The 14,714-nt window shown below is 67.8% G+C and carries 17 protein-coding genes; 7 read left to right on the forward strand and 10 right to left on the reverse strand.

Annotation, left to right across the window (positions count from 1 at the left end; translation table 11 throughout):
- Positions 1–35: 35 nt before the first annotated feature.
- The 3 genes from AC0Z6F_RS04445 to AC0Z6F_RS04455 all read left to right on the forward strand — a co-directional run bounded on the left by AC0Z6F_RS04445 (position 36) and on the right by AC0Z6F_RS04455 (position 4,328).
- Positions 36–3,185 (forward strand): multidrug efflux RND transporter permease subunit, encoded by a 3,150-nt coding sequence (locus AC0Z6F_RS04445; RefSeq protein WP_485616596.1) that lies wholly within the window; start codon positions 36–38, stop codon positions 3,183–3,185.
- The gene (locus tag AC0Z6F_RS04450) at positions 3,166–3,558 is read left to right on the forward strand and encodes a nuclear transport factor 2 family protein (protein WP_006363896.1); all 393 of its coding nucleotides are present in this window, start codon (positions 3,166–3,168) and stop codon (positions 3,556–3,558) included. The genes AC0Z6F_RS04445 and AC0Z6F_RS04450 overlap by 20 nt, the downstream gene beginning before the upstream one ends.
- Positions 3,559–3,641: 83 nt before the next feature.
- Positions 3,642–4,328 (forward strand): COG3650 family protein, encoded by a 687-nt coding sequence (locus tag AC0Z6F_RS04455; protein ID WP_006363899.1) that lies wholly within the window; start codon positions 3,642–3,644, stop codon positions 4,326–4,328.
- Between the two features lie 164 nt (positions 4,329–4,492).
- Here AC0Z6F_RS04455 and AC0Z6F_RS04460 read toward each other — a convergent pair whose 3' ends face one another.
- The 6 genes from AC0Z6F_RS04460 to AC0Z6F_RS04485 form a co-directional block, all read right to left on the reverse strand.
- The gene (locus AC0Z6F_RS04460) at positions 4,493–4,921 is read right to left on the reverse strand and encodes a hypothetical protein (RefSeq protein ID WP_485619515.1); all 429 of its coding nucleotides are present in this window, start codon (positions 4,919–4,921) and stop codon (positions 4,493–4,495) included.
- 106 nt (positions 4,922–5,027) lie between these two features.
- Entirely contained in the window at positions 5,028–5,594 is a 567-nt protein-coding gene (gene yeiP / locus AC0Z6F_RS04465; RefSeq protein WP_006363947.1) for an elongation factor P-like protein YeiP, read from the reverse strand.
- Positions 5,595–5,644: 50 nt separating this feature from the next.
- Positions 5,645–6,415, reverse strand: coding sequence for an SDR family NAD(P)-dependent oxidoreductase (locus AC0Z6F_RS04470; protein WP_012510917.1), 771 nt, complete (start codon positions 6,413–6,415; stop codon positions 5,645–5,647).
- A gap of 100 nt (positions 6,416–6,515) precedes the next feature.
- On the reverse strand, positions 6,516–7,412 hold the full coding sequence (locus AC0Z6F_RS04475; RefSeq protein ID WP_153675501.1) for a hydroxymethylglutaryl-CoA lyase: 897 nt from the start codon (positions 7,410–7,412) through the stop codon (positions 6,516–6,518).
- Positions 7,409–7,810: a VOC family protein gene (locus AC0Z6F_RS04480; RefSeq protein WP_012510919.1), complete on the reverse strand. Its 402-nt coding sequence runs from the start codon at positions 7,808–7,810 to the stop codon at positions 7,409–7,411. Before AC0Z6F_RS04480 ends, AC0Z6F_RS04475 begins: the two co-directional genes overlap by 4 nt.
- A gap of 2 nt (positions 7,811–7,812) precedes the next feature.
- Entirely contained in the window at positions 7,813–8,601 is a 789-nt protein-coding gene (locus AC0Z6F_RS04485; RefSeq protein ID WP_012510920.1) for an enoyl-CoA hydratase/isomerase family protein, read from the reverse strand.
- A 119-nt stretch (positions 8,602–8,720) separates the two neighbouring features.
- Between AC0Z6F_RS04485 and AC0Z6F_RS04490 the strand changes: the two genes are divergently transcribed.
- From AC0Z6F_RS04490 to AC0Z6F_RS04500, 3 genes are read left to right on the forward strand one after another with little or no spacing between them, the layout of a single operon-like run.
- The gene (locus tag AC0Z6F_RS04490) at positions 8,721–8,975 is read left to right on the forward strand and encodes a FeoA family protein (protein ID WP_005409473.1); all 255 of its coding nucleotides are present in this window, start codon (positions 8,721–8,723) and stop codon (positions 8,973–8,975) included.
- Complete coding sequence (gene feoB / locus AC0Z6F_RS04495; protein WP_485616594.1) at positions 8,972–10,837, forward strand: ferrous iron transport protein B; 1,866 nt, start codon at positions 8,972–8,974, stop codon at positions 10,835–10,837. Before AC0Z6F_RS04490 ends, feoB begins: the two co-directional genes overlap by 4 nt.
- On the forward strand, positions 10,837–11,091 hold the full coding sequence (locus AC0Z6F_RS04500) for a DUF6587 family protein (RefSeq protein WP_006364070.1): 255 nt from the start codon (positions 10,837–10,839) through the stop codon (positions 11,089–11,091). The genes feoB and AC0Z6F_RS04500 overlap by 1 nt, the downstream gene beginning before the upstream one ends.
- A 45-nt stretch (positions 11,092–11,136) precedes the next feature.
- Here AC0Z6F_RS04500 and AC0Z6F_RS04505 read toward each other — a convergent pair whose 3' ends face one another.
- From AC0Z6F_RS04505 to AC0Z6F_RS04520, 4 genes are all read right to left on the reverse strand, one after another.
- Positions 11,137–11,598: a DUF4304 domain-containing protein gene (locus AC0Z6F_RS04505; protein WP_012510922.1), complete on the reverse strand. Its 462-nt coding sequence runs from the start codon at positions 11,596–11,598 to the stop codon at positions 11,137–11,139.
- A 158-nt stretch (positions 11,599–11,756) separates the two neighbouring features.
- On the reverse strand, positions 11,757–12,338 hold the full coding sequence (locus AC0Z6F_RS04510; RefSeq protein ID WP_012510923.1) for an NAD(P)H-dependent oxidoreductase: 582 nt from the start codon (positions 12,336–12,338) through the stop codon (positions 11,757–11,759).
- A 55-nt stretch (positions 12,339–12,393) separates the two neighbouring features.
- Entirely contained in the window at positions 12,394–12,789 is a 396-nt protein-coding gene (locus tag AC0Z6F_RS04515; protein ID WP_012510924.1) for a MerR family transcriptional regulator, read from the reverse strand.
- Positions 12,790–12,793: 4 nt separating this feature from the next.
- Positions 12,794–13,555, reverse strand: a complete 762-nt coding sequence (locus tag AC0Z6F_RS04520; RefSeq protein ID WP_428993157.1) for a 3-oxoacyl-ACP reductase — start codon at positions 13,553–13,555, stop codon at positions 12,794–12,796.
- A gap of 90 nt (positions 13,556–13,645) precedes the next feature.
- On the opposite strand from AC0Z6F_RS04520, the gene dapB reads away from it, so the two are divergent.
- Entirely contained in the window at positions 13,646–14,365 is a 720-nt protein-coding gene (dapB, locus tag AC0Z6F_RS04525; protein WP_012510926.1) for a 4-hydroxy-tetrahydrodipicolinate reductase, read from the forward strand.
- The last annotated feature ends 349 nt before the right edge of the window (positions 14,366–14,714 follow it).

The following is a 14,714-nucleotide window of genomic DNA, read 5'->3' on the forward strand; positions in this document are numbered from 1 at the left end:
CCTTTCCCGGGCCAGCCCCTCCAGGAAAATCCAACATGGCACGTTTCTTCATCGATCGCCCGGTGTTCGCCTGGGTGCTGGCGATCTTCATCATCCTGGCCGGTGTGCTGGCGATCCCGCGGCTGGCGGTGGAACGCTATCCGGCGGTTGCACCGCCCAGCGTCAGCATCTACGCCAGCTACCCGGGTGCTAGCCCGCAGACGCTGAATGACGCAGTGGTCGGCCTGATCGAGCGCGAGCTGTCCAGCGTCAAGCACCTGCTGTACTTCGAGTCATCGGTGGACACCTCCGGCGAAGCCTCGATCACTGCGACCTTCAAGCCGGGCACCAACCCGGAGCTGGCGCAGGTGGACGTGCAGAACCGGATCAAGGCGATCGAGCCGCGCCTGCCGCGCAGCGTGCGCCAGAACGGCTTGTTCGTGGAGGCTGCCGATTCCGGTTTCCTGATGCTGGTCGGCCTGCGTTCGCCGGATGCCAGCGTGAGCGAGGCGGCGCTGGGTGACTTCATGGCGCGCAACATCATCGAGGAGCTGCGCCGCATCGATGGCGTCGGCCGCGTGCAGCTGTTCGGTGCCGAGCAGGCGATGCGGGTGTGGCTGGACCCGACCCGGTTGACCGGCTACGGGCTGACCATGGGTGATGTGGCCAGTGCCATCGAGCAGCAGAACCTGGAGATCTCGCCAGGGCGCATCGGCGATTCGCCGGGCGTGCCAGGCCAGCGCATCACCGTGCCGCTGAGTGCCGATGGCCAGCTGTCCACACCGGAACAGTTCGCTGCGATCGTGCTGCGCGCCGGCGCCGATGGTTCGCGCGTGCTGCTGGGTGACGTCGCCCGCATCGAGCTGGGTGCGCAGAGCTATGCCTGGGGCACCCGCGAGGACGGCCATCCGGCGACGGCGGCTGGCGTGCAGTTGCGTCCTGGTGCGAACGCAGTGCGCACCGCGTCGGCGGTACGCGAGCGCATGGCCGAGCTGGCGCCGCTGCTGCCGCGTGGTGTGCAGTCGAGCATTCCGTTCGACACCGCACCGTTCGTCAAGATCTCGATCCAGAAGGTGGTGCAGACGCTGCTGGAAGCGATGCTGCTGGTGTTCGCGGTGATGTACCTGTTCCTGCAGAACTGGCGCTACACGCTGATTCCGGCGCTGGTCGCACCGATCGCGCTGCTCGGCACCTTCGCGGTGATGCTGGCGCTGGGCTTCTCGATCAACGTGCTGACCATGTTCGGCATGGTGCTGGCGATCGGCATCATCGTCGACGACGCGATCGTGGTGGTCGAGGGCGTGGAGCGGATCATGGCCGAGGAGGGCCTGCCGCCGCGCGAAGCGACCATCAAGGCGATGCGCGAGCTTACCGGTGCGGTGATCGGCATCACGCTGGTGCTGACCGCCGTGTTCATCCCGATGGCCTTGGCCAGTGGCTCGGTCGGCGCGATCTACCGCCAGTTCACCGTGGCAATGGCGGTGTCGATCCTGTTCTCGGCACTGCTGGCGCTGAGCCTGACCCCGGCGCTGTGCGCGACCCTGCTGCGCCCGAATACCCATGGCCACCATGGTCGGGGTGGGCTGTTCGGTGCTTTCAATCGTGGCTTCGAGAAGATGACCGGGCGCTACCAGCGTGGCGTGGCCTCGGTGCTGCAGCGTAGTGGGCGGGTGATGGGCGTGTTCGCCGCACTGGTGGTGGCACTGCTGCTGGGCCTGCACTGGTTGCCCGGTGCGTTCCTGCCGGAAGAAGACCAGGGCTATTTCATGACCTCGATCCAGCTGCCGGCCGAAGCCACCGCCGAGCGCACGCTGGCCGTGGTCGAAGCCTACGAGCAGCACGTGGCCTCGCGTCCGGGCATCGGCTCCAACCAGTCGATCCTCGGCTACAGCTTCTCCGGCTCCGGTCCGAGTGCGGCGCTGACCTACACCATGCTGAAGGACTGGGGCGAGCGCGCCGGTGCCACCGCGGCCGGAGAGGTGGAGGCCGCGCAGAAGGCCATGTCCACGCTGGCCGAGGGCGAGGTGATGAGCGTGATGCCGCCGGCGATCGACAGCCTGGGACGCTCCTCCGGTTTCTCGCTGGCCCTGCAGGCGCGTACCGGGGAGAGCCAGGCCGAGTTGCGAGCGGCACTGCAGCGGCTGCTGAAGCTTGCCGAGGCAAGCCCGCTGCTGTCGGAGGTGCATGCCGATGGCCTGCCTGCAGGCACCAGTGTGCGGCTGGACATCGACCGCGCCAAGGCCGAGGCGATGGGCGTGGGCTTCGCCGATATCAGCAGCACGCTGTCGGCAGCGATGGGTTCGCAGTACGTCAACGACTTCCCCAACAAGGGACGGCTGCAGCAGGTGATCCTGCAGGCCGACGCGCCGCACCGGATGGAACTGGAGGACGTGCTGAAGCTGTACGTTCGCAACAGCGAAGGCGGCATGGTGGCGTTGTCCGAGCTGGTGACCCCGCACTGGACCGAGGCGCCCCTGCAGCTGCAGCGCTATCTCGGTTTCCCGGCGCTGAACCTGTCCGGCGCACCGGCATCCGGTGTTTCGACCGGCCAGGCGATGGCGGAGATGGAGCGGTTGGCGGAGAAGCTGCCGTCCGGCTTCGCCCTGCAGTGGACCAGCCAGTCGCTGCAGGAGCGCGAATCCGGTGCGCAGGCGCCGTGGCTGTTGCTGCTCTCGATGCTGGTGGTGTTCCTGGTGCTGGCGGCGCTGTACGAGAGCTGGTCGATTCCGCTGGCGGTGATGCTGGTGGTGCCCTTGGGCCTGCTCGGTGCCGTCGCGGCCGTGTTGTTGCGCGGCATGCCCAACGACGTGTTCTTCAAGGTCGGCATGATCACCGTGATCGGGCTGTCGGCGAAGAACGCGATCCTCATCGTCGAGTTCGCACGCCAGCTGCAGCAGCAGGGCCGTGGCCTGGTGGAAGCGGCGCTGGAGGCGGCACGGCTGCGCCTGCGGCCGATCGTGATGACCTCGCTGGCGTTCGCGCTGGGCGTGGTGCCGCTGATGCTGGCGCAGGGCGCATCGAAGGAAACCCAGCAGGCGATCGGCACCGGCGTGTTCGGCGGCATGGTCAGCGCGACCCTGCTGGCGGTGTTCTTCGTGCCGGTCTTCTATGTAGTGGTGCAGGGCGCGCGGCAGTGGATCGCGCAGCGCCTGCGCAGACGCCGGCCGACGCCGGAAGGATCCGTGGATGGAACGGAACATCGTTGAAGATCTGCATGAACTGCAATTGAGGGCGCTGGAGCAGCGCCTGTGCGAAGCGCTGCTGGGTGATGATCACGATGCGCTGACCGCGCTGGTATCGCCGGCCTTGTTCATGATGGACGGGCAGGGTGGGCGCATGCTCGACCTGCCGTGGTTGCGCGAGTGGCTGGGCGGCCGCCTGCAGGTGCTTGGCCTGCAGTCCTGCGCGACGGAAACGCTGCTGTGTGGCCGCTTGGCGCTGCTGTCCAGCGATGTGCGCTTGTCGGTGCGCGAGCAGGGCCAGGAGCGCGAACTGAAACTGCGCCTGCTGCGGGTCTGGACCTGCAGTTCCGGCGACAGTGGTGCGCAGTTGCTGTCGATGGCGGTGCTGGCCGCATGACCGCGGTCAGGCCGCTTTCAGGCCCCGCTCACCGCCAGATGGTAGGGTCGAGCATCTCTGTAGTGTCGACAAGGAGTCGAGCCATGCGTGTAGTTCCCAGTCTGTTGGCAGCCTCCCTGGGGTTGGTCCTGGCCGCGTGCCAGCCAGCCCAACCGCCCGTCGCGGGCAGCAGCAACCCCGAACCGGCCGCCCCTCAGCCAAGCCCCAGTACCGGTGCTGGCAGCGAGACCACCTATCGCTGTGGCGATCTGGACGTGCGCGCGACCTTCAATGGTGAGGATGCGGCCACGGTGGTGATCGGCGACCGTACCTTCGCCATGACCTCCGAGCGTGCGGCTTCCGGCGCCAAGTACGGTGATGGCCAGGGCAATACCTTCTGGACCAAGGGCAGCGATGACGGCCTGCTGAGCCTGAAGGGTGAGGCCGACCGCGAGTGCCATGCGGTGGAAGCCACCGAAGGCGATGGCAGTGCCGGCAATGCAGCGTTCCGTGCCACCGGCAACGAGCCCGGCTGGCTTGCCATCGTTGACGGCGACACGCCCGGCCTGCAGGTGGAAGTCGACTACGGCGAGCGCCGCTTCGATGTGGCCAAGCCCACCGAAGGCGCTGACGGCTGGAGCGGCAAGGCGTCCGATGGCACCGACGTCAAGCTCAGCTTCCAGCGCACTACCTGCCAGGACGACATGAGTGGCGAGGCCTTCGATGCCAAGGTGAATCTGACCATCGGAACCCGCCAGTATCACGGCTGCGGCAACTTCGGCGCGAAGTAACGCGTGATTGCGCGGATCGGTGGCGCCGGGCGATGCCCGGCGTCGCTTTCTGCGGCCGCTGCGCTCGCCGGGCATGGCCCGGCGCTACCGCATGATGCATGTGATGCACGGGATTGGGCGCGGTCCCGTCCCGGTGGCGCCGGGCGATGCCCGGCGTTGATCGATCAGCCTTCGCAGGGCTTCAGGTCGAGATCGAAGTCCAGGTCATAGCGGCTGTTGATCCCGATCAGCGCTTCGCGGATCGCACAGTCACCGCGATGACGCGCGACCAGGCCGGTGAAGATCTTCTTGCGGCCCTCGCAGTACTTCGCGCTGGCCTCTTCCAGTTCGCGGCGACGCTCGTCGTCGTAGGGTTCCTCACCCGCAAAGTGCTGGCAGGTGTTTTCGCGCGCGAGGAAGGCCCGCACGTCGGTCGGCATCGCGCAGTAGATGCGCACGTCGTCGACGTCATACACATCCTCCGGAACCGGGCAGCCAGCGGCTGCACGTGCCGTGTCCAGCGCCTCATCGCCCGAGGACAGCTCGGCAGTGGGCTCCGCTTCGGCGGTAGCCTCCACGGCGGCCGGTGCCTCCACCACCGGTGCTGCCGTCACGGCCGGTTCGACAGACGCTGCGTTCGGCGCAGCATCGGCCGTGCTGTCCGTTGCCTGCGGCGAACACGCCGCAAGCAGGGACAGGCAACCGATCAGCGCAAGGCGCTTAGTCGGCACGGCCAGCGAATTCGCCGGTGGCGGTGTTCACCAGCACGCGCTCGCCGTTGACGATGTACTCCGGCACCATGATTTCGATGCCGGTGTTGAGCTTGGCCGGCTTCGGGCGCTTGGTGGCGGTGCCGCCCTTCAGTTCCGGCGGCGTCTCGATCACTTCCAGCACCACCGAGGCCGGCAGCTGGATGGCCACCGGCTGCTCGTCGATCACCTGCACGTAGATGCCGGTCAGGCCGTCGGTGATGTAGCCGGCGTCGTCGCCGATCACGTCCGCATCCAGGGTGTACGGGGTGTAGTCCTCGTCATCGAGGAACACGAAGGCGTCGCCGTCCTTGTACGAATAGGTGGACTGGCGGCGCAGCAGTTCGACTTCGACCAGGTTGTCGTCGGCATCGAAGCTGGCGTCGAGCTTGTTGCCGCCCGGCACGCTGTACATGATGAAGCGGAAGCGGACGTTGCCGCCGCGACCCTGCGGCGAGCTGCGCTCGATGTCGCGGATCTGGTACACGCCGTTGTTGAACTCGACGACGTTGCCCTTCTTGATGTCGTTGGCTTTCATGGTGATCTAGGTCGTTGGGGGAGGGCGCCGTCCCGGCGCCCGGGGGGGAATCACTTCGGAGCGAGCCGGGTGGCGCCGTCCAGGCGGATGGTCTCGCCGTTGATGTAGGTATTGCCGAGGATATGGCCGACCAGGCTGGCGAAGTCTTCCGGCTTGCCCAGGCGCGACGGGAACGGGATCGAGGCGGCCAGCGATTCCTGCACGGCTTCAGGCATGCCATCGACCATCGGGGTCCAGAACACGCCCGGCGCGATGGTGTTGACGCGGATGCCGAAGCGCGAAAGCTCGCGTGCCATCGGCAGGGTCATCGCCACCACGCCGCCCTTGGAGGCAGAGTAGGCCGCCTGGCCGATCTGGCCTTCATAGGCGGCCACGCTGGCGGTGTTGATGATTACGCCGCGCTCGCCGTCCACGCCGGCTTCGTTGTGCTGCATGCGGTTGGCCGCGGCCTTTGCAACGTTGAAGCTGCCGACCAGGTTGACCATCACCGTGCCCTGGAAGCCGGCCAGCGGCATCGGGCCCTCTTTGCCCAGCACGCGACCGGCGCCGAGGATGCCGGCGCAGTTCATCGCCACGTTCAGGCCACCCAGGAAATCGTGGGCCTGGTCGATGGCAGCCGAGACGGCCGCTTCATCGCTGACGTTGACGTTGAAATAGCGGGCCTTGTCGGCACCCAGCCCGGCAACGGCGGCAGCACCCTTGTCGTCGTTGAGGTCGAACAGGGCCACCTTGCCGCCCTGGGCGACGAGGTGCTGGGCCACGGCCAGGCCGAGGCCGGAGACGCCGCCAGTGATCACGGCACGTACGGAAGACAGCTGCATTGAACGGTCCTGCAGGTTCGAGAACCGCCGATTCTAACGGAAGCCGCGACCGTCGCCGTTGTGCACTGCGCCGCCTTTGCGGGGCGGCGCATTGCGGTGGTCAACCGGCCGCGGCCAACGCCTGCCCGGTGCGGCTGGCAGTGGCGCGGCCGAGCAGGCCGGCCAGCCAGCGACCGGTCTCGGCCAGCGCCGGCAGGTCCACGCCGCTGTCCAGGCCCAGGCCCTGCAGCAGGTAGGCCACGTCCTCGCTGGCGACGTTGCCGCTGGCCCCCTTGGCATACGGGCAGCCACCGGCGCCGGAGACGGCGCTGTCGACCACGCGCACGCCTTCTTCCAGGCAGGTGGCGATGTTGGCGATGGCCTGGCCATAGGTGTCGTGGAAGTGCACGGCCAGTGCATCCATCGGGATCTCGGCGGCAACCGCCTGCAGCATCGCCCGTGCCTTGCGCGGGGTACCGACGCCGATGGTGTCGCCCAGCGAGATTTCGTAACAGCCCATCTGGTGCAGGGCGCGTGCCACGCGCACCACGTCGGCCAGCGGTACCTCGCCCTGATAAGGGCAGCCGAGCACGGTGGAGACGTAGCCACGCACGCGCACGCCATCGGCGGCGGCGCGGCGCAGGATCGGCTCGAAGCGGGCCAGCGACTCGTCGATGCCGGCATTGGTGTTGGTGCGGTTGAACGCCTCGGAGGCGGCGGTGAACACCGCCACTTCTTCCACGCCCACCGCACGGGCGCGGTCGTAACCCTGTTCGTTCGGCACCAGCACCGGGTAGTGGATGCCGGGCCGACGCTGGATGCCGGCGTAGACCTCGGCGGCATCGGCCAGCTGCGGGATCCACTTCGGGCTGACGAAGCTGGTCGCCTCGATGCTGCGCAGGCCAGTGGCCGACAGGCGATTGATCAGTTCGATCTTGTCGGCGGTGGAGACCGACTGCTTTTCGTTCTGCAGGCCGTCACGCGGGCCGACCTCGACGATGCGGACGTAATCGCTCATGCGCTCACCCCAGCGGCAGGGCGATGGCAGACCGCCTCGATGTTGTTGCCGTCCGGGTCGAGCACGAAGGCGCCGTAGTAGTCGGGGTGGTACCACGGGCGCAGGCCCGGCGCGCCGTTGTCACGGCCACCGGCGGCGAGGGCAGCGGCATGGAAGGCGTCCACCTGGGTGCGGCTGGCGCAGGCGAAGGCCACGTGCACGCCGTGGCTGGCGGTGCCGCCATTGCCAAGCCAGAAGAACGGCTTGCCGTCGCTGCCGAAGCCGATGTGGTCGTGGGCGCCGGTCTGTTCGGCGGTGACTTCCATCACCACGCCGATCTGCAGCGGTGCCAGTGCCTGCAGGAAGAAGGTCTTGCTGCGCGCCAGATCGGCGCTGGTCAAACCAAGATGATCGAGCATGTTCAGGCTTCCGTGACCCAATGGGGGGCGCGCTTGTCGAGGAAGGCGCCCAGACCCTCCTGGCCCTCGGCGGACACCCGCAGGCGCGCGATCAGAGCGGCATTATCGCGATCCAGCGTGTCGCGGTCATGGCTGTCGCGGACCTGCCGCACCAGCTGTTTCGCTGACGACGAGGCGATCGGGCCGGCCTTGTCGAGCAGGGCCAGCTGGCGCTGCACAGCCTCGTCCAGGCGTTCCGGCTCGACCAGCTGGTGGACCAGGCCGATGCGCAGCGCGGTCTCGGCGTCGAAATGCTCGCCGGTGGCGAACCAGCGACGGGCCTGGCGCGGGCCGATGGCCTCGATCACATAGGGCGAGATCACCGCCGGCAACAGGCCGAGGCGGCTTTCAGTCAGGCCGAAGCGGGCCGAGGTGCTGGCGATGGCGATGTCGCAGCAGGCGACCAGGCCGACGCCACCGCCAAAGGCCGCGCCATGGACCCGGGCCAGGGTCGGCTTGGGCAGCTCATCCAGGGTGCGCATCAGTCGTGCCAGCGCCAGCGAGTCCTCGCGGTTGTCGGCCTCGCTGGCGGCAGCCATGCCGCGCATCCACTGCATGTCGGCACCGGCCGAGAAGGAGGCACCGTGGCCGGCCACCACCAGCGCGCGTACCGAATCATCGCGCCCGGCCGCCTCCAGGGCGGCGGTCAGCCGGGCGATCAGGCCGGCGTCAAAGGCGTTGTGCAGCTCTGGCCGGTTCAGCCAGAGGGTGAGGACGGCGCCGCTGCGCTCGATCTGCAAAGCATCGTTCATGGGATTCCAGGGTCACTCCATACCTGTATGGATCATAGCGGGCCATTGGTCATGGGCCATGACGCGACGCGGGAATGTTAGAATCGAGAACCATTTACATCCAGCAGAGAACACGCTAGATGACGCTGTCCGAACTGCCGCTGCACACCTCGGCCGTGGTCGAGTCCGTGCAGGACCTGCATGCCAACGATGCCATCGCCCGTCGCCTGCGCGAGCTGGGTTTCGTGAAGGGCGAGGAAGTGCGCCTGGTGGCCAAGGGTCCGGTGGGGGGAGAGCCGCTGCTGGTGCAGGTCGGGTTCACCCGTTTCGCGCTGCGGATCAGTGAAGCCAAGCGGGTCGTGGTCGACGCCGCCAGCCAGGAACGACGCGCATGACTGCTACTGCTACTACCGCCCCCCTGCGCGTTGCGCTGGTTGGTAACCCCAACAGCGGCAAGACCGCACTGTTCAACCAGCTGACCGGCAGCCGGCAGAAGGTTGCCAACTACACCGGCGTCACCGTCGAGCGCAAGGAAGGCCGCCTGCGCGCGCCGTCCGGCCGCGAATTCGCCGTGCTCGACCTGCCCGGTGCCTACAGCCTGCATCCAGCCAGCCTGGACGAAGCGATCACCCGTGACCTGTGCCGGGGCTTCTACCCGGGCGAGGCTGCGCCGGACGTGTTGCTGTGCGTGATCGACGCCACCAACCTGCGCCTGCACCTGCGCTTCGCGCTGGAGTTGCGCGAGCTGGGCAAGCCGATGGTGGTCGCCCTGAACATGGTCGATGCGGCCCAGCGCCGCGGCATCCAGGTGGACGTGGCTGCGCTGGAACGCGAACTGGGCGTGCCGGTGGTGGAGACCGTGGCGGTGCGCAAGCAGGGTGCCAAGGCCCTGGTCGAGCGCCTGGACACCATGGTGCCGCACCTGGATGCACCGGTGCCGGGCCCGGAAGGCGGCATCGACTACCACGCCAAGGTGCGCGAGATCCTGTCGGTGGCCGTGCGCATGCCGGCGCGTACTGCAAAGGTCGACGACGCGCTGGACCGCTGGCTGTTGCACCCGGTGTTTGGGCTGATCAGCCTGGCGGTGGTGATGTTCCTGATCTTCCAGGCGGTGTACGCCTGGGCGACACCGCTGATGGACGGCATCGAGGCCGGTTTCGCCTGGCTCGCGACCTTCGTCGGCAGTGTGTTGCCGGAAGGCCCGCTGGCCAGCCTGCTGACCGACGGCATCATCGCCGGCGTCGGTGGCGTGGTGGTGTTCCTGCCGCAGATCCTGATCCTGTTCTTCTTCATCCTGGTGCTGGAGGAATCCGGCTACCTGCCGCGTGCGGCGTTCCTGCTCGACCGCATGATGGCTGCCGCCGGCCTGTCTGGCCGCTCGTTCATCCCGCTGCTGTCCAGCTTCGCCTGTGCGGTGCCGGGCATCATGTCCACCCGCAGCATCCAGGACCCGCGTGACCGCCTGGCCACGATCCTGGTCGCGCCGCTGATGACCTGCTCGGCGCGCCTGCCGGTGTATGCGTTGCTGATCGGCGCGTTCATCCCTCAGAAGACGGTGTGGGGCGTGTTCAACCAGCAGGGCCTGGTGCTGTTCGGCCTGTATGCGGCCGGCATTCTCAGTGCACTGGCGATGTCGTGGATCATGAAGAAGTGGCGCCGCGACAAGAGCGAGCACCCGCTGATGCTGGAGCTGCCGTCGTACCGCCTGCCGCATGTGCGCGACCTGGCGGTGGGCCTGTACGAGCGCGGCATGATCTTCCTCAAGCGCGTCGGCGGCATCATCCTGGCGCTGACCATCCTGCTGTGGGTGCTGCTGTCGTTCCCGGCGGCCCCGGTCGGCGCCACCATGCCGGCCATCGATTACAGCTACGCCGGCCAGATCGGCCATGCAATGGCGGTGTTCTTTGCGCCGCTGGGCTTCAACTGGCAGATCTGCATCGCGCTGATTCCGGGCCTGGCCGCGCGCGAAGTGGCGGTGTCCTCGCTGGCCACCGTGTACGCGCTGTCGGCGGCCGATGACGATGCCGCCAGCCAGGCACTGACCCCGCTGATCAGCGACGGCTGGTCGCTGGCCACTGCGCTGTCGCTGCTGGTCTGGTACATCTACGCCCCGATGTGCATCTCGACGCTGGCCACCATCAAGCGCGAGACCAATTCGTGGAAGACGATGGCCTTCTCGGCGTTCTACCTGTTTGCTGCGGCCTACGTGGCGGCGCTGATCACCTACCAGGTGACCAAGGCGCTGGGGGGCGGCTGATGGACGGTGGACTGCTGCTGCAGTACCTGATCATTGCGGTGGCCGTGCTGGTCAGTGCCTGGGTGGTGTTGAAGAAGCAGTTCCCCGGCACCGTGCGCAAGCTGCGGGGGGCGCTGGCGCTGGCCCTGCTGAAGCCGCGCCGCGCCGCCTGGCTGCAGGCGCTGGGTAGGAAAATCGCGCCGCCGGCCACGGGCGGCGGTGGTGCCTGTGGCGGTTGCGACAGCTGCGGACCGACGCCGCCCAAACAGCACTGACTCTGCCTTGGTAGGTGCGAATCTTGGTTCGCACGCTCCCGGGGTTCAGACCTCTCTGCGGATGATCGCCCGGAAGTTCCCGTCCTGATTCAATCGCCGCACCGATTCCCGGTTTCCATGGGTTGCCGCGAAGCCCGCCACGTCGGCAAGGGCGTCGAGCAGCAGGCATTTCATCCCATCGCGATTGCCGGCCTCCAGCAGATCATCCAGATCCTGCTGGATGAAAGCCCGGCGCAGGCCGGGCGTCTCTTCGATCCGCCAGTCGACATGGGGCGTGGGAATGCTGGAGCGGTACCGGAAAGCCGTCTCAAGATCGTCAGGCGCGAGGGGATACTCGAGCAGCTCCGGAAAGTAGAGTCCAGCATTCACATAGAAGCCCCGGCATTCGCTGGCGCGCTGGTGATTCACGACAAGTAGGGCGGCATCCAGCAAGCGGTAGCGGGTCGTCGACGTGCCGGAAAAGCCGGTCTTCCTCGCGCACTTGCTGAAGACGGTCGAGGATTTCATGAGCGCTGCCTGGGCCGGAAGAAGGGCCCACAGCCTTGAGGCGCAGCGCTTTGGGGTCAATTGGCAAACGCGACACGCGCAACGAATGCCCCGGGTGGGTGCAAACGTTCCAGGTGGGTGCGAACCTTGGTTCGCACGCTTTACCCATGGCGGCGGATCTACCCGGCCCGTGAACCCAGCTCCGCTGCCAGCGCAAGCCATCGCTCCCGCTGCGCCGGGCTGCTGCTGCGCACCGCCCCCAGCCGGCTGACCCGCACCGGGCGGATGCCGCAGAATTCCAGGATGGTGGCGCGGATCTGGGTGATGCCCGGGTCGCGGTAGATCCAGCGGTAGTACCAGGGCGGCGTGTCCAGCGTGCTGATCACCCGCGCGCTGCGGCCGGCCAGCAGCCGGTCCCACCACACCGAATCACGCCGGTAGCGGAAAGCGAAGCCCGGCAGCAGCACGCGATCGAAGAAGCCCTTCAGCAGCGCCGGCATCGCGCCCCACCAGGTGGGATAGACCAGCACCAGGTGATCGCAGGCCTCGATCGCATCGGCGGCGTTCTGCAGATCGGCTTCCAGCGGCTGGATCTGGCGATAGCCGTGACGCAGCACGGGATCGAACTCAAGGTCACCCAGTGCGATCAGTCGCACCCGATGACCGGCGTTCTCGGCGGCGGTGGCGTAGCACTGGGCGAGGGCGCCGCACAGGCTGTCGCGGTCGGGATGGCCCAGCAGGATCAGGATGGAGCGGGACACGGCAACCTCGGGCAATGGAAAGTGCGCGAGGGTGCGGTCTGCCCCAGGGGCAGGGTCAAACGCCGGCGGGGCAGCCGCTGGGTTGCAGGACGCAATCAGTGCCGCCGGAGTGCAGCCATTGCTGCAGTTCATCGCGGACCTGCCGCAGGGCGAGGTCGACCTGTTCCAGCCGCGCCCGCTCACTGGCAATGCGGGTGCGCTGTTGTTCCAGCAAGGCCAGTACCGCAGGCCAGTCGAGCCGTCCATCGCGACCCTGCAGGCGGGATATCGCGGCCAGGGTGATGCCCAGCCCCAATGCCTGGCGGATCAGCTGTATCCAGGCCACGTCCTGTTCGCTGTAGTCGCGATAGCGGTTCAGTCGTGGCACGGGCGGCAGCAGGCCGCGTGCTTCATACAGGCGGATGGCCTTGGCGCTGGCACCGGTCAGGCGGCTGACTTCGGAGATGCGCATCTGTTCAGTCCCGCACCAGTCCGCCATCCACCACCAGGTTCTGCCCGGTCACCGCGCGTGACCACGGGCTGGCGAAGAACAGCGCGGCATCGGCGAATTCGGTCGGGGTGGTGACGCTGCGCAGCGGGGTGTTGGCGGCGATGTAGTCGAATACCGCTTCGGGCGTGGCGGCGCTGGCATCGGTGGTGCGCAGCAGGCCGCCGGACAGCATGTTCACGGTGATGCCGTGCGGGCCGAGGTCGCCTGCCAGGGTGCGGGTCAGCGACAGCAGCGCGGCCTTGGCGGCAGTGTAGTCGTGATAGGGCACCACCGGATTCTGGAACAGGTTGGTGCCGATGTTGATGACGCGACCGAAACGGCGCGCCTGCATCCCGGGCAGGGCGGCCTGCACGGTGTTCAGCGCACCGCGCACACTGCCTTCGAACTGTGCCTGGAAGGCCGGCCAGCCGATGTCGGCAGCGCTGTCGCGGGCGTCGCCATTGAACGAGAAGGCGGCCAGCGCGTTGTTGACCACGGTGGTGACGCCCTGGCCGAAGTGCGCCAGCGCGTGCTGCAGCATTGCATCGACCTGGGCGCGGTCGGTGACATCGGCCGGCAGCGCGATCGCCTGGCCACCCAGCTCGCTGGCCAGCGCACGTGCGGCGGCCTCGCTGCGGTGGTAGTTGATGATGACGCGGGCGCCCTGTGCGGCGAAGGCGCGGGCGATGTGCTTGCCAAGGCCGCGGCCGGCGCCGGTGACCAGCACCAGCTGTTCGCTGATCTGCATGGTGGAACTGCCATCCATTGCATGAAAGGGCATGCAGCGTAGCAGCGATGGCGCTTGCCGGAGCAGGCTTGCTGCCGCTAGCCTGCAGGCATGAACCAGACTCCCCTGCGATTGCTCATTCACGGCGCTTCCGGGCGCATGGGCCAGGCCCTGCTGCGGCTGGCCGCCGAACATCCCGAATCCCTGCAGATCGTGGCCGCGGTGACCGGCCGTGCGCCGGCCCAGCGCGTGGTCGACGGCGTCCCGTTCTTTGCTGCCAGCGAGCTGCCCGGTGCGCCGGCGTTCGACGTAGCGATCGACTTCAGCCTGCCGGAGGGCTTCGACCCGCTGCTGGCGCTGTGCGTGGAGCGGGGTGCGGGCCTGGTTTCAGGCACCACCGGCATCTCCAGCAGCCAGCGGCAGGCGCTGGAGGCCGCGGCGGCGTCCATCCCGCTGGTCTGGGCCTCGAACTTCAGCTTGGGCGTGGCGGTGCTGGACGAGCTGGTCGAGCGCGCCGCGCAGGCGCTGGCCGGCTGGGACTGCGACATCGTCGAGTCGCACCATACGCAGAAGAAGGACGCGCCGTCGGGTACTGCGCTGACCCTGGGTGCGGCCGCGCAGCGGGGCGGGGCGGAGCCGCATTACGCCAGCCTGCGCGCCGGTGACATCGTGGGCGAGCATCTGGTGCAGTTCACCGGGCTGGGCGAGCGCATCGAGCTGGTGCACCGGGCCACCAATCGCGACATCTTCGCCCGCGGCGCCCTGTTTGCCGCCCGCCAGCTGCAGGGGCGCGCCCCGGGCAGCTATCGGGTGCGGGACCTGCTGCAGTAAGGCGGTAGTGCCGGCCGCTGGCCGGCAGCTTCCGGGCGTCCGAAGGCGTGGGGATTGCCGGCCAGCGGCCGGCACTACCAGGCGCCCGATGGCATGCAGATTGCCGGCCAGCGGCCGGCACGATCTGGCGGCGGACCCCGCATACGCCGCCGGATTGAAATGAATACGCAATCGCCTGTTCATGAAGCGCGATAACCGCTGGCGCGAGCGCCCCGGCAGCGCTACAATTCGCACTCGCCGAATCACGAAAGCCGGACCGGTCCCAGACCGTACGTCCGCGCTTTTTTGCAACCGGATTTCCGTGAAGCGCAGGCGTGACTTCGGCAGCCCCCTCGGTAGCCAAAGTGAG

This window comes from Stenotrophomonas sp. 1L-E-5-B-C3 (assembly GCF_057292075.1).